The sequence below is a fragment of the Pseudomonas mandelii genome (assembly GCF_006438925.1).
Taxonomy (GTDB): domain Bacteria; phylum Pseudomonadota; class Gammaproteobacteria; order Pseudomonadales; family Pseudomonadaceae; genus Aquipseudomonas; species Aquipseudomonas mandelii_C.
The window spans coordinates 156,897-169,986 of the sequence record NZ_RCZA01000013.1 but is presented as its reverse complement, the minus strand read 5'-3'; the positions used below and the strand labels follow the sequence as shown (position 1 = coordinate 169,986).

Annotated in this window: 12 protein-coding genes and 1 pseudogene; 8 read left to right on the top strand and 5 right to left on the bottom strand. The window is 58.4% G+C overall.

Going from position 1 to position 13,090, the window contains the following annotated elements; all coding sequences use genetic code 11:
* Nucleotides 1–28 precede the first annotated feature (28 nt).
* The 3 genes from EAH74_RS26705 to EAH74_RS26695 all read left to right on the top strand — a co-directional run bounded on the left by EAH74_RS26705 (nt 29) and on the right by EAH74_RS26695 (nt 2,571).
* Nucleotides 29–1,039 carry an ornithine carbamoyltransferase gene (locus EAH74_RS26705; RefSeq protein WP_140682336.1) on the top strand — a complete coding sequence of 337 codons (1,011 nt, stop codon included), beginning with the start codon at nt 29–31 and terminating at the stop codon, nt 1,037–1,039.
* Between the two features lie 179 nt (nt 1,040–1,218).
* Nucleotides 1,219–2,145, top strand: a complete 927-nt coding sequence (gene arcC / locus EAH74_RS26700) for a carbamate kinase (protein ID WP_140682334.1) — start codon at nt 1,219–1,221, stop codon at nt 2,143–2,145.
* Between the two features lie 63 nt (nt 2,146–2,208).
* The gene (locus tag EAH74_RS26695) at nt 2,209–2,571 is read left to right on the top strand and encodes a DUF5064 family protein (protein WP_140682332.1); all 363 of its coding nucleotides are present in this window, start codon (nt 2,209–2,211) and stop codon (nt 2,569–2,571) included.
* Nucleotides 2,572–2,845: 274 nt separating this feature from the next.
* Here the strand turns inward: EAH74_RS26695 and EAH74_RS26685 are convergent.
* The 3 genes and pseudogenes from EAH74_RS26685 to EAH74_RS26670 form a co-directional block, all read right to left on the bottom strand.
* Nucleotides 2,846–3,172: pseudogene (locus EAH74_RS26685) on the bottom strand (TauD/TfdA dioxygenase family protein); the annotation flags it as partial.
* A 14-nt stretch (nt 3,173–3,186) separates the two neighbouring features.
* Nucleotides 3,187–4,167, bottom strand: a complete 981-nt coding sequence (locus EAH74_RS26680) for a quinone oxidoreductase family protein (RefSeq protein WP_140682330.1) — start codon at nt 4,165–4,167, stop codon at nt 3,187–3,189.
* A gap of 783 nt (nt 4,168–4,950) precedes the next feature.
* On the bottom strand, nt 4,951–5,352 hold the full coding sequence (locus EAH74_RS26670) for a DUF5329 domain-containing protein (RefSeq protein ID WP_140682327.1): 402 nt from the start codon (nt 5,350–5,352) through the stop codon (nt 4,951–4,953).
* A gap of 610 nt (nt 5,353–5,962) precedes the next feature.
* Between EAH74_RS26670 and EAH74_RS26665 the strand changes: the two genes are divergently transcribed.
* The gene (locus EAH74_RS26665) at nt 5,963–6,166 is read left to right on the top strand and encodes a hypothetical protein (protein ID WP_140682326.1); all 204 of its coding nucleotides are present in this window, start codon (nt 5,963–5,965) and stop codon (nt 6,164–6,166) included.
* 109 nt (nt 6,167–6,275) lie between these two features.
* Nucleotides 6,276–6,989 carry a metallophosphoesterase gene (locus tag EAH74_RS26660; RefSeq protein WP_140682324.1) on the top strand — a complete coding sequence of 238 codons (714 nt, stop codon included), beginning with the start codon at nt 6,276–6,278 and terminating at the stop codon, nt 6,987–6,989.
* Nucleotides 6,990–7,090: 101 nt separating this feature from the next.
* Here EAH74_RS26660 and EAH74_RS26655 read toward each other — a convergent pair whose 3' ends face one another.
* Nucleotides 7,091–7,288: a YbdD/YjiX family protein gene (locus tag EAH74_RS26655; RefSeq protein WP_007900300.1), complete on the bottom strand. Its 198-nt coding sequence runs from the start codon at nt 7,286–7,288 to the stop codon at nt 7,091–7,093.
* Nucleotides 7,289–7,302: 14 nt separating this feature from the next.
* A complete protein-coding gene (locus tag EAH74_RS26650; protein ID WP_140682322.1) occupies nt 7,303–9,360 on the bottom strand; it encodes a carbon starvation CstA family protein in 2,058 nt (685 codons plus the stop codon).
* 887 nt (nt 9,361–10,247) lie between these two features.
* Here EAH74_RS26650 and EAH74_RS26640 point away from each other — a divergent pair.
* The 3 genes from EAH74_RS26640 (at nt 10,248) to EAH74_RS26630 (ending at nt 13,061) form a co-directional block, all read left to right on the top strand.
* Nucleotides 10,248–11,615, top strand: coding sequence for a cache domain-containing protein (locus EAH74_RS26640; protein ID WP_140682320.1), 1,368 nt, complete (start codon nt 10,248–10,250; stop codon nt 11,613–11,615).
* 33 nt (nt 11,616–11,648) lie between these two features.
* Nucleotides 11,649–12,281, top strand: coding sequence for a response regulator (locus EAH74_RS26635; protein WP_140682318.1), 633 nt, complete (start codon nt 11,649–11,651; stop codon nt 12,279–12,281).
* Between the two features lie 189 nt (nt 12,282–12,470).
* The gene (locus EAH74_RS26630) at nt 12,471–13,061 is read left to right on the top strand and encodes an amino acid synthesis family protein (protein ID WP_003182108.1); all 591 of its coding nucleotides are present in this window, start codon (nt 12,471–12,473) and stop codon (nt 13,059–13,061) included.
* Nucleotides 13,062–13,090 lie beyond the last annotated feature (29 nt).

Sequence of the window (13,090 nt, the reverse complement as noted above, 5' to 3'; positions counted from 1 at the left end):
GGATAACCGACACCTAAGGAGATCCAAAATGGCTTTCAACATGCGCAACCGCAGCCTGCTCTCGCTGATGCACCATACGACTCGCGAGCTGCACTATTTGCTGGACCTTTCCCGCGACCTCAAACGCGCCAAGTACACCGGCACCGAGCGTGCGCACCTGAAAGGCAAGAACATTGCACTGATCTTCGAGAAAACCTCGACTCGCACCCGTTGTGCCTTCGAAGTCGCGGCCCATGATCAGGGTGCCCACGTCACCTACATCGACCCGGTGTCGTCGCAGATCGGCCACAAGGAAAGCATGAAAGACACCGCCCGCGTGCTGGGGCGTATGTTCGATGCCATCGAGTACCGTGGCTTTGAACAGGAAATCGTCGAGGAGTTGGCCAAGTTTGCCGGCGTGCCGGTGTTCAACGGCCTGACCGCTGAATTCCACCCGACCCAAATGATCGCCGACACCCTGACCATGCGCGAACACAGCGACAAACCGCTGCACGACATCAGCTACGCTTACCTCGGTGACGCCCGCTACAACATGGGCAACTCGCTGCTGATGATCGGCGCCAAACTCGGCATGGACGTGCGAATCGGCGCGCCGAAAGCCCTGTGGCCACACGCTGACTTCATTGCCCAGTGCAAAGCCTTCGCCGAAGAAAGCGGCGCGCGCATTACCATCACCGAAGACCCGAAAGAAGCGGTCAAGGGCGTGGACTTCATCCACACCGACATTTGGGTGTCGATGGGTGAGCCGGTGGAGGCATGGGACGAACGCATCGAGCAACTGTTGCCGTACCAGGTCAACGCCGAGATGATGAAGGCCGCCGGCAACCCGCGCGTGAAGTTCATGCATTGTTTGCCGGCGTTCCACAACAGCGAAACCAAGGTCGGCAAGGACATCGCCGCGCGCTACCCGCACCTGGCCAATGGCGTCGAGGTGACCGAAGAAGTCTTCGAATCGCCGGCCAACATCGCCTTCGATCAAGCGGAAAATCGCATGCACACTATTAAGGCGATCCTGGTGTCGGCGTTGGCGGATATCTAAGGACCCATGCGGCTCCTCCTGCAGGAATACAAACCTTGTGGGAGCGAGCCTGCTCGCGAAGACGGACTTACATTCACCATTAATGTCGACTGATACACCGCTTTCGCGAGCAGGCTCGCTCCCACATTGACCGGGTTTCGACAGGGAGACCGAGTCACCTCATTTAGAAGGACTGCATTATGCGTATCGTCGTTGCTCTGGGCGGTAACGCCCTGCTCCGCCGTGGTGAGCCCATGACCGCGGATAACCAGCGCGCCAACATCCGCGTCGCCACCGAACAGATCGCCAAGATTTATGCCGGCAATGAACTGGTCATTGCCCACGGTAATGGCCCGCAAGTGGGCCTGTTGTCGCTGCAAGCCGCCTACACCTCGGTTTCGCCGTACCCGCTGGACGTACTCGGCGCCGAAACCGAAGGCATGATCGGCTACATCATCGAACAGGAACTGGGCAATCTGCTGGACTTCGAAGTGCCCTTCGCCACCCTGCTCACTCAAGTCGAAGTCGATGCCAATGACCCGGCGTTCCAGACCCCCACTAAACCCATCGGCCCGGTCTACACAAAGGCTGAGGCGGAAAAACTCGCGGCCGAAAAAGGCTGGGCCATTGCCCCGGATGGTGACAAGTTCCGCCGCGTAGTCGCCAGCCCGAGACCGAAACGCATCTTCGAAATCCGTCCAATCAAATGGCTGCTGGAAAAAGGCAGCATTGTGATATGCGCCGGCGGTGGCGGCATCCCGACGGTGTATGGCCCCAGCGGCAAACTGCAAGGTGTGGAAGCGGTGATCGACAAGGACCTGTGCTCGGCACTGCTGGCCGAACAGCTGGAAAGCGATCTGTTGGTGATCGCCACCGACGTCAACGCCACCTACATCGACTTCGGCAAACCGACCCAGAAGGCCATCGCTCAGGCACACCCCGACGAAATGGAAAAACTCGGCTTCGCAGCAGGCTCCATGGGACCGAAGGTTCAGGCCGCCTGCGAGTTCGCCCGGCACACCGGCAAAGTCGCGGTGATCGGCTCACTCTCGGACATCGAGGCCATCGTTCAGGGCCCGGCCGGCACCCGCATCAGTACGGCGAAACCTGGCATTAGCTACCAATAAAAGAACTCCGGGGACGGCCTGAAACCTGCCCTGATTCAATGCCTTTTTGAAGGAGAGACAACAATGGCTACCTTTGAGCCCGGTCATCTGCACATCGAGCGCCACGCGCTGAACAAGGACGATGTCAGTTACAACATATGCATCGACTATGAAGTCCACCAGGATCCCAAGGAAGGTAAAGGCATGCTGTTCACGATGCACGGCAATATCCAGGGCAGGGAGATGGAAGAAAAATTCTTCCTGCCCAAGGACCAAGCCTACAATTTTGGTAGCAACGTCACGCATATTGCAGAGAAGTACGGCATACCCAAGATGTACAGCGCCATCGGTTCAATGCACAAAAACTACGACGTGATGTTCGAAGATGTCAGGGTACAGCTGGATATGAAGTCGGGGGACCCGGTCAAACCCGAGCATCTGGAATAACCTGACTTTTCTGCGTTTTAAGCGCCGAGTCAGAATGGCAATGATGCCATTGCCGTAGCATCAACCTGGACAAGCAGGTCATCGATGTATCAGAACTTAGCCCTGCTTGCCGCTTTCCTCCTGACCTACAGCATATTTGCGGGGCGTTTCGAGTCACGTCTGCTCAATGGTCCGCTCATGTTCATGCTAGCCGGTCTGATTCTCGGCCCGGCGTTTCTGGGGATTCTCCAACCTCGGATTGACAAGGACGGCCTCAAGATCCTGGCAGAACTGATATCGGCGGCGCCTCGCGCCAGGTCGCGTCGGTGTGCCAGGCGTTTTCGTAGCGGTCCAGCGGCTGGTCCGGATTCTTGTAGATGCGCACCAGCCCGGGATGATCCGGATCACTGCCGACCACCGGATGGTCTTCCAACTCACCGAAGCTGCGGGCGAAGGCCACGTGCTCGGCGCGAGTAATGTCCTGATCGCGCAGGAACACCACTCGATGCTTGAGCAACTGAGCACGAATCTCGGCAAAAAGACCGTCGTCATGCACCGCATCGGCGAGGTTGACGCCGATCAGTTCGGCGCCAATGCTGCAGGTCAATTGTTCGACTTTCATGGCAGACGACTCCCTTAAATGACGAAAATCGAAGAGCCCGTGGTCTTGCGTGATTCCAGGTCGCGATGGGCCTGCACGGCATCCTGCAAAGCATAGTGCTGGTTGATCTCGATCTTGATCCGACCGCTGCCAACGTGGTCGAACAATTCGCCGGCCAGGGCGGCTTTTTCCGCCGGGTCGGCGATGTAATCGGCCAGGGCCGGACGGGTCATGAACAGCGAGCCTTTCATCGCCAGCATCACCGGGTCGAAGGCCGGAATCGGACCGGATGCCGTGCCGACGCACACCATCAGGCCACGACGCTTGAGCGAATCCAGCGAACCCATGAAGGTGTTCTTGCCGACGCTGTCGAACACCACGTTGACCCCCACGCCATCAGTCAACTCGCGCACGCGCTGGGCGACATCTTCGTGGCTGTAATTGATGACATGGCCGCAGCCATGGGCACGGGCGATTTCGCCCTTGACCTCGGTGGACACGGTGCCGATGACGGTCAGGCCGAGCTGCTTGGCCCACTGCGAAACGATCAGGCCCACACCACCAGCGGCGGCGTGCAGCAGAATGCTGTCGCCGGCCTTGAAATCGTAAATGCGCCGCATCAGGTACGACGACGTCAGGCCGCGCATGGTCATGGCCGCGGCGGTCTCGAAACTGATGGTTTCCGGCAGTTTGATCAACGGCGCGGCCGGGATCAGACGCTCGGTGCTGTAGGCCCCCAATGTATTGAGAAAACCGGTATAGGTGACGCGGTCACCCACACGGACATTGGTCACTCCCTCGCCAATGGCCTGGACCACACCGGAGGCTTCAACCCCCATGCCGTTGGGCATCGGGATCGGGTAAGTGCCATTGCGAAAATAGGTGTCGGCATAGTTCAGGCCAACCGCCACATGACGAAGACGAACCTGGCCTGGACCGGGGTCGCCAACTTCGACCTCCTCATAACGGAGGACTTCGGGACCACCGGTTTCGTAGAAGCGTACGGCTTTGGCCATTTTTTCTTATTCTCCAGTCTGCAATATGGGCGTGCTGCGTCGAATTGCGCTGATTGGACTGTAGGACGCCGTCTGGCGAGTCGCTTCTCATCAGACGACAATGGCTTTTCATTTCATGACAACTACCGGCCTGTACGAATCCCGGAAACGAAAAAGCCCGGGAAGTGGGCCGTAATAGTGTTCACTTAGGGGTGGGTACATATCCGTTTCTGCGGTCACGGCTGCTTATGGTTCCGCTTTTACAGCGAGGATCAACATTGATAGAGGCACCGGTGGAGGTGGCGGCGGGTTGACGGAGAGACTCAGGGCGTGAGGGGGCGTGCAGCGCAAAAGCCAAAGCGAGGCGGCCTACCGGCCGGCCTGGCTTCAAGTGAACGCATTTCCCTGTAGGAGCTGTCGAGCGAAGCGAGGCTGCGATCTGTTGATCTTGCCGTTGCTGTTGCTTTGCTTTGGCTTCAGATCTGCCGCCCCTTTCCCAGAGGCCGAACGCAGGCGTTGCGCAGGGGGCACCGCGGCAAGGATGCCGCGGTAGCCGCCCCGGCCATGAATGGCCGATGGCGGCGGGCCCCCGGAGCAATGCCTTCGTTACGGCATGCCGAGCCTAAGCGAGGCACCGAATGGAGGGGTGAAGCCTTTTGGTTCCTTTTTGGCGTTTGAAAAAGGGACTCGCTGTAAGAGCGAAACCGCCAGCAGCCGTGACCGCAGAAACGGATATGCACCCCAACCTTAAGTGAACAGCATTACGGCAAGTGGGCCGGCCTTTCTCGTTTCGGGGGGGTAGGCTCAATGGTGCTGGCGTTGGCTCTGGAGCTCCGTCTTCAGCCAGGTGCTCGTCGGCTGGACGCCTGTTGAGCAACGCACTTCATAGGCTTTGCCACTCATGCTGCTTTTAGTGGCAGCGAGGTCGATGAAGTCCTCTGCGCTGCTCACCAGGTTCTTGCCTTCAAGATAATTCAGCTTCTTTTCGAGGTGTGCCCGAGCCTGGGGCCCAGGGTATTCACTGCCGTTGCGCACGAACTTGCACTCACTGCGCTCCACAAAATCCAGCAAGCCTTTTATCTCCTGGTTTGCCTGTGGCGTGGTTTGAGCCTGCGCACCGCCCGCCACTGCAAAAAAGCCGATAGAAGCAGTGATCAGCCATTGGCGGAAAACGGGTCGAGTCACTGCTGCTTTCAAAATCCACATGATATTTCCTTGTCCTGAAAGGGCTGACTGTAGCGCGGCATCGCCCGAGCAGCCAGCGCTGTCAGCCTTCAAGTTTGGGCCAGTCCGCATGCACTCCCCTGCGCGAAATACCCAACGGCAACCAACAGAACGCTGTGCGATGTTCTTCGTTCGAAAGGATCAACCTGTGGAAAAGAAAGGGGATCAATGAGCCCAATGTCTGTGCGCGAGCAGTTGGCCAAAGTCGCAGTTACTTATCCCTGTATCGGCATCAGACCCATTGATCGTTGCCCAGCTCAATGTTGGGCGATTTCCATCTAACCGAATGGAGATGCATTGGCGCGTCAATAGCAGCCATGCACTATTTTTTTAACAAAACAACTTCTGCACGTCTAATCACCTTTTTCCCGGCCTTATAGGTTCCTTATAGGCTCAGGAAATATCCCCTTAGAAGCCAACCACCACCATTCGTCGCATCAGAAACGTAGCGCGATTTTTTTGACAACGCCTGGCTCAAGGTTTGCAGAAGACGCTCGTAGCAGCCCCAAACGACGTAATTCTGACGCGGCAGCACTTTAATTAACGCTTAGGACGCCAGCGATGCGCTTGGTCAGTCACCGGGAGATGTAACGTGTCAACTCTCAACGAAATCGCAGCGAACCACGCGAGAATGGCCAAGGCTCTTGTCGAAGAGTCGACCGGGCTGAATGAGCGCCACACCCAGATTGTGGACAGTTTCGAAGTTCCCTCCATGGATGCGCAACACATGCCTCTGCACCTTATCGCCGGAGTGCAGGACAACCATTTCGGGCAAGCAACGGCCTACTTGCTCTGACGGTGTTTGATCCGGGCATCCTGTCGGGCAGGCGGTAAAGGTCAAGTACCACTTCTTGGCCTAAACTCAACTGACTAGCCCGTTGGGGAGCTGCCGGAGTGGCATTCCCATGCTCGAAATTTCAGAGATGTCGCGTGTTAAGCGTTTCGCCGCAAACGTTGCCGGCCGAGATTTCGCGGTCGGTGACATTCATGGCCATTTCACTCGGTTGCAGGACGCTCTGGATGCCGCCGGGTTCAACTGCTTGGTAGATCGCCTGTTCAGTGTTGGCGATCTGATTGACCGTGGGCCCGAGTGCCATGATGCGCTCGATTGGCTGGACAAGGCATGGTTCCACCCGGTGCGAGGCAACCATGACGACTACGTGGTGTACTTCGATACCTGCGATGTCGACAGCTGGATCGACAACGGCGGCTCATGGTTCGGGGGCCTGTCGCTGCTCGAGAAACAAGTATTCGCGGCGCAGTTCGCCAAGCTTCCTATCGCGATCGAAGTCGAAACAGCATACGGCCTGATCGGCATCGTGCACGCCGATTGTCCATTTCCATCATGGCAGCAATTGCGAAAGGAACTGGAGTCGCCGGAAAGCAACAGGCGTCTGCAGGAGTTGCAGCACTACTGCATGTGGTCACGAAGGCGGATCGATCAGCAGGAGACGCATGGCGTTGAAGGCCTGCGCGCACTGGTCGTAGGGCATACGCCGCTTTATATGCCCGTCAGCCTTGGCAACGTCATTCACATCGATACGGGTGGCTGGAGGCCGGACCGTGGTTATTTCACCCTGCTGGATCTCGAAACGCTCGAAACCATCCCGGCAAGCTGACTCAACACGGATCGGCCAATGCCATTCACCCAAAAAAAAACCCGGCCTCATCAGCCGGGTTCTTTATTTAGCTATTCAGGTGGCATCACTGCCACCGTCCATCAACAGCACTTCGGCCCAGCCTTGCTTCCGTAACGAGCTTCCTGACGTTCCCGAAAGAACACCTCATAACTCATCACCGGTTTGTCCGGGTGCTTGGTTTGCATGTGCTCGACGTAGGTGTCGTAGTCGGGCATGCCGACCATCAGGCGCGCAGCCTGACCGAGGTATTTACCGAGGCGACTCAGGTCATTGAACATGCTGAAATCCTCGATTACGCATCCGGCAGAGCCTGGAATGGCGCTTCTTTATCCGTACGTTCTTTAGTACCCCAGGCGGCGATACCGACCTTGAGAGCAAAGAACAGGATGCTGAACACCACCAGCAAGAACAGCGCGGTCAGCGTTGCGTTGGTGTACGCGTTGTAGATCACGTGCTGCATCTGGTCGATGCTCTTCGCCGGGGCGAGGATCTGACCGTTGGCCAGGGCATCGCTGTATTTCTTGGCCAGGGCCAGGAAACCGATCGCCGGGTTGGCATCGAACAGCTTGATGAAGCCGGCGGTGGTGGTGCAGATCAGCAGCCACACAGCGGGCAACATGGTGACCCAGACGTAGCGCTGGCGTTTCATTTTGATCAGCACAACAGTCGCCAACATCAGCGCGATACCGGCCAGCATCTGGTTGGAGATACCGAACAACGGCCACAAGGTGTTAATGCCACCCAGCGGATCGATCACGCCCTGATACAGCAGATAACCCCACATCGCCACACAACCGGCGGTTGCGATCAGGTTGGCAGTCCAGGATTCGGTGCGTTTCAGCGCCGGCACGAACGAGCCGAGCAAGTCCTGCAGCATGAAACGGCCGGCACGGGTACCGGCATCCACCGCCGTCAGGATGAACAGCGCCTCAAACAGGATCGCGAAGTGGTACCAGAACGCCATGGTGTTTTCACCCGGCAGAAGGTGGTGCAGGATCTGCGCGATACCGACTGCCAGGGTCGGCGCACCGCCAGCACGGGCCAGGATGGTGGTTTCACCGATGTCCTTGGCCACCGCTTGCAGCGCTTCCGGGGTAATTGCAAAACCCCAGCTGCTGACGGTCTGAGCAACCGTAACAGCGTCAGAGCCGACAAGCGCCGCCGGGCTGTTCATGGCGAAGTACACGCCCGGCTCGATCACCGACGCAGCTACTATTGCCATGATGGCCACGAAGGATTCCATCAACATGCCGCCGTAACCGATGTAACGGGCATGACCTTCGCTGGCCAACAACTTCGGCGTGGTACCGGAAGCAATCAGCGCGTGGAAACCGGAGACTGCGCCACAGGCGATGGTGATGAACAGGAACGGGAACAGACCGCCCTTCCATACCGGCCCGGTGCCGTCGACAAACTGGGTCAGCGCCGGCATTTTCAGCTCGGGCATGGTGATCAGGATGCCGATCGCCAAGGCCACGATGGTGCCGATTTTGAGGAAGGTCGACAGGTAATCACGCGGCGCCAGAATCAGCCACACCGGCAATACCGCGGCGACAAAACCGTAGCCGATCAGCATCCAGGTGATCTGGATCCCGGTGAAGGTAAAGGCCTTGGCCCAGACCGGATCAGCGGCAATCTGCCCGCCCAGCCAGATCGAACCGAGCAGTAGAAGTACCCCGACAACGGAGATTTCACCGATGCGGCCCGGACGGATGTAGCGCATGTAAATGCCCATGAACATCGCGATCGGGATGGTCGCCATCACCGTGAAAATACCCCACGGGCTTTCGGCCAGGGCTTTTACAACGATCAGCGCCAGCACCGCGAGGATGATGATCATGATCAGGAAGCAGCCAAACAGCGCGATGGTCCCGGGGATGCGGCCCATTTCTTCACGGACCATGTCGCCCAGGGAACGGCCGTTGCGGCGGGTGGACATGAACAGGACCATGAAGTCCTGAACGGCACCGGCCAGCACCACGCCGGCAATCAGCCACAGCGTACCGGGCAGGTAGCCCATCTGCGCCGCCAGGACCGGACCGACCAGCGGCCCCGCACCAGCAATGGCTGCAAAGTGGTGACCGAAGAGTACGTGTTTGTTGGTCGGCACGTAGTCCAGACCGTCATTGTTAACGACAGCGGGCGTGGCACGATTGGGGTCGAGTTGCATCACTTTGGTAGCGATGAACAGGCTGTAGTAGCGGTATGCGACGAGATAGATAGCGACTGCTGCGACTACGATCCAGAGGGCATTGATCGCTTCGCCGCGGCGCAGGGCCACGACACTTAGCGCAAACGCTCCCAGGACAGCCACGGCAAACCAGGCGAGGTGTTTAGCCAGACGGGGCATAGCGTGTCTCCTGCCGACAGCCAGTGGACTGCGGCGGTAATTTTTATAATTGTGTCCGCTGTGCGGAGCTGGCCCAATATCCCCGCATGCCGTCTACAAATAAATCCGCGTTACTACGTACGCGGCGTCTACGTAGTTCTACGTAGATGACGCTGAACTTCTTGCAGGAGCGGCGGTGCGGCGATCCGACTTGTTCGCGAATGCAATCTGTCATTCAACATTGATGTCGTCTGATATACCGCCATCGCGAGCAAGCTCGCTCCCACAGGGGAATGGTGTACACCTGCGAGTAATTGGTCGGCTGTCAGGCCGCCTTCGCGAGCAGGCTCGCTCCCACAGGGAATCGGCGCACGCCTTTCGCCTTCCGCCCCTCACCACTCAACAGGCCGAGCGTTAGCTCGCCTGCAGCTCTTGATCTTGATCCTCCCGCCCCTTCGGGAGGCTGAGTGGAGGCGTTCATCTGGGGGGTAGGCGCGCAGCGCCGTGCGGCGAAGCCGCACACATCGAGAGGAGGTTGAAGCGAAGCCAACCGGAGGCGATGCCCCCAGATGAATGCCAGAACGAAGGAACGCCGAGCCCAGGCGAGGGGCCGGACGCTCGGGGCGAGACTTTTTGGTTACTTTTGGCTGGGCCGGCACTCCGGGCGTTTGTCAAAAGTGACTCGCCGTAAGGGCGAAACCCTAAGCGGCCGTTACCGCAGAAATGGATATGTACACCTGAAAGAAAATGGTCGGCTGTCAGGCCGCCTTCGCGAGCAGGCTCGCTCCCACAGGTTTTGCATTTCAACTGAGCCGCAGGTCATTCCGTCCAGCACCGCTACTGGACGCGCGTATCTTTGGCATATGATGCCGGGCCTTCGCCTTCCCTCGGTCCGGACAGGAGCAGAGATGCAGCTCAAACACAAAATCGTCGCGCTCGGGATTCTGCCGCTGGTATTGGCCATCGCCGTCATCTGCGCGCTGGTGATTTCCATGAACCGGCAACTGGGTGAACAACAGGCGCAACTGATCGAAGACAGCATTCTGGCGAGCAAGCGCGCAGAACTTAAGAACTACGTCGAAATGGCGCAAAGCCTGATCGAACCGCTGTACGACGACGGCCACGGTGATGAACACGCACAGCAACAAGTGCTGGAAGAACTGCGCAAGCTCAGCTTTGGCATCAATGGCTACTTCTTCGTCTACGACCACGAAGGCCGCAGCCTGATGCACGCGCGCCAGTCGGAGCTGGTGGGCAAATACCTGTGGGACATGAAGGACCCTCACGGTTTGCCCGTGATCCAGGCGCTGCTCAAAAGTGCGCAATCGGGCGAAGGCTTTCAGCGCTACGCCTGGAACAAACCCTCTTCCGGCCAAGTGACGGACAAGCTCGCCTATGTGGTGATGCTCGATCGTTGGGGCTGGATGCTCGGCACCGGCATCTACCTTGAAGACGTTGAGCGCGCGACCCAGCAGGCGCGTGACGAAGTGGCCCAGGGCATTCGTAAAACCATGCTGGCGATTGCCGCGGTGGCCCTCGTGGCGGTGCTGTTTGTCTTCGCCAGCGGCATGACGCTGAACGTCAGCGAGCATCGTCTGGCCGACAAGAAACTTCAGCGCCTGACTCAGCGTATCGTCAGCTTGCAAGAGGAAGAGCGCTCACGGGTTTCCCGTGAACTGCACGACGGCATCAGCCAGCTACTGGTCTCCATCAAGTTTCAGTTCGAACTGGCCAGCCATCTGCTCGAGAATGGGCAAGCACACGACAAGGGTTTGAGTACGCTGAGAGACGCCACGGAACGCCTGGGGGAAGCGATTGGCGAGGTTCGCAGCCTCTCCCACGACCTGCGTTCCTCGCTGCTCGACACCCTGGGCCTGCCGGCGGCGATCGGTCAACTCGCCGCAGAATTCGAGCAACGCAGCGGCCTGGTGGTGACCTATAACGACAACGAATTCGACTGTCACCTGGTCGATGGGGCAGCGGTCTCGCTGTTTCGCATCGTGCAAGAAGGCCTGACTAATATTGAACGACACGCCCAGGCTAAAAACGTCTCCATTACCCTGCACGGGTCCGACGACTCCATACGGTTGACGGTGGTCGATGACGGTATCGGTTTCAACGTCGCCCAGGTCGAACGTCGTCATGCGGGCATTGGCCTGCGTAATATCCGTGAGCGTGTCGAACATTTTGGTGGACGATTCGACCTGATCTCGATGCCGGGAAGAAGCGAGCTGGACGTTTGGCTGCCAATGAAAATGCCCGGTACAACACGCTGACTCGCCCCCTGACAACAAGAGTGAATACCCGCGATGAACCTGCCCTACCCGATCCGCGTCGCCCTGGTCGACGATCACGCCCTGGTCCGCGACGGGATCAAAGCGCTGCTGTCGGTCATGGCCCCCCTGGAAGTGGTGGGCGAAGCCGAGAGTGGCGCGGAGGCCATTGAAATGGTCGGGCGCTGCCAGCCGGACCTGTTGCTCGTCGACATCAGCCTGCGGGACATGAACGGGATCGAGCTGACCCGGGTGTTACGCAGCCAGTACCCGTCGCTCAAGGTGCTGGTGCTCAGCATGTACGACAATAACGAATACGTGAGTGAGTCCGTTCGCGCGGGGGCCAGCGGCTATGTGCTGAAGAACTCACCGTCGCGGGAAATCATCGCGGCGATCGAAGCCATCGCCAGTGGCGGCACGTTCTACAGCGCCGAGATCGCCCAGCGGCTCATCGCCGATAAAAATACCGACAACGAGCTGACACCGCGCGAGAGCCAGGTGTTGTACAAGATGGCTCAAGGGCTGAACAACAAGGAGATGGCCCGCGAACTGGACATCAGCGTTCGCACGGTAGAGACCCATCGCCTGAGCATCCGGCGCAAACTCAACATCGACAAACCGGCGGCCCTGGTCAAATACGCGATCGATCACGGGATCATCTCGCGGTAGCAGGCATTAATACTCAATGGAAAACCCGGCCTCATCAGCCGGGTTTTTTTTGGTTTTTTATTGGCAACAGCCGTTCCCTCCTCCCTTTTCACCACCGTCCGACCAGAAACCCGTTTCAGGGACTTGCGCTACCGGTATTATGGTATACCATCAGACGCACAGACACTCTCACCCTAAACGGAGCAGCTCATGAGTTTCGAAATCCGCAAGATCGTCAGCTATGTCGAAGAAACCTTTATCGAAGGCGGCAAGGCCACCGATAAGCCAGTGACCATGGTCGGCCTGGCCGTCGTGATGAAAAACCCTTGGCTGGGTCGCGGCTTTGTCGAAGACCTGAAACCGGAAATTCGTGCCAACTGCTCCGACCTCGGTGCACTGATGGTCGAGCGTCTGGTCGGCATCATCGGCGGCGCCGAGAAGATCGAGGCTTACGGCAAGGCCGCGGTGGTCGGCGCCGACGGCGAAATCGAACACGCCTCCGCCGTCATCCACACCCTGCGCTTTGGCAACCATTACCGCGAAGCGGTGAAAGCCAAGAGCTACCTGAGCTTCACCAACAAGCGCGGCGGCCCGGGCACCTCGATCCAGATCCCGATGATGCACAAGGACGACGAAGGCCTGCGTTCGCACTACATCACCCTGGAAATGCAAATCGAAGATGCACCGCGTGCCGACGAAATCGTGGTGGTACTGGGTTGCGCCGATGGCGGCCGCCTGCACCCACGCATCGGCAACCGTTACATCGATCTGGAAGAACTGGCTGCCGAGAACGCCCAGTAATCAAGGTCGGTAACAACAACAAAAAGGCA

Coding starts and splice junctions, on each gene's coding strand:
- EAH74_RS26695 (WP_140682332.1), top strand. CDS start 2,209: ATGGCTACCTTTGAGCCCGGTCATCTGCACATCGAGCGCCACGCGCTG.
- EAH74_RS26635 (WP_140682318.1), top strand. CDS start 11,649: ATGAACCTGCCCTACCCGATCCGCGTCGCCCTGGTCGACGATCACGCC.
- EAH74_RS26640 (WP_140682320.1), top strand. CDS start 10,248: ATGCAGCTCAAACACAAAATCGTCGCGCTCGGGATTCTGCCGCTGGTA.
- EAH74_RS26705 (WP_140682336.1), top strand. CDS start 29: ATGGCTTTCAACATGCGCAACCGCAGCCTGCTCTCGCTGATGCACCAT.
- EAH74_RS26670 (WP_140682327.1), bottom strand. CDS start 5,352: ATGTGGATTTTGAAAGCAGCAGTGACTCGACCCGTTTTCCGCCAATGG.
- EAH74_RS26650 (WP_140682322.1), bottom strand. CDS start 9,360: ATGCCCCGTCTGGCTAAACACCTCGCCTGGTTTGCCGTGGCTGTCCTG.
- EAH74_RS26660 (WP_140682324.1), top strand. CDS start 6,276: ATGCTCGAAATTTCAGAGATGTCGCGTGTTAAGCGTTTCGCCGCAAAC.
- EAH74_RS26655 (WP_007900300.1), bottom strand. CDS start 7,288: ATGTTCAATGACCTGAGTCGCCTCGGTAAATACCTCGGTCAGGCTGCG.
- EAH74_RS26680 (WP_140682330.1), bottom strand. CDS start 4,167: ATGGCCAAAGCCGTACGCTTCTACGAAACCGGTGGTCCCGAAGTCCTC.
- arcC (WP_140682334.1), top strand. CDS start 1,219: ATGCGTATCGTCGTTGCTCTGGGCGGTAACGCCCTGCTCCGCCGTGGT.
- EAH74_RS26630 (WP_003182108.1), top strand. CDS start 12,471: ATGAGTTTCGAAATCCGCAAGATCGTCAGCTATGTCGAAGAAACCTTT.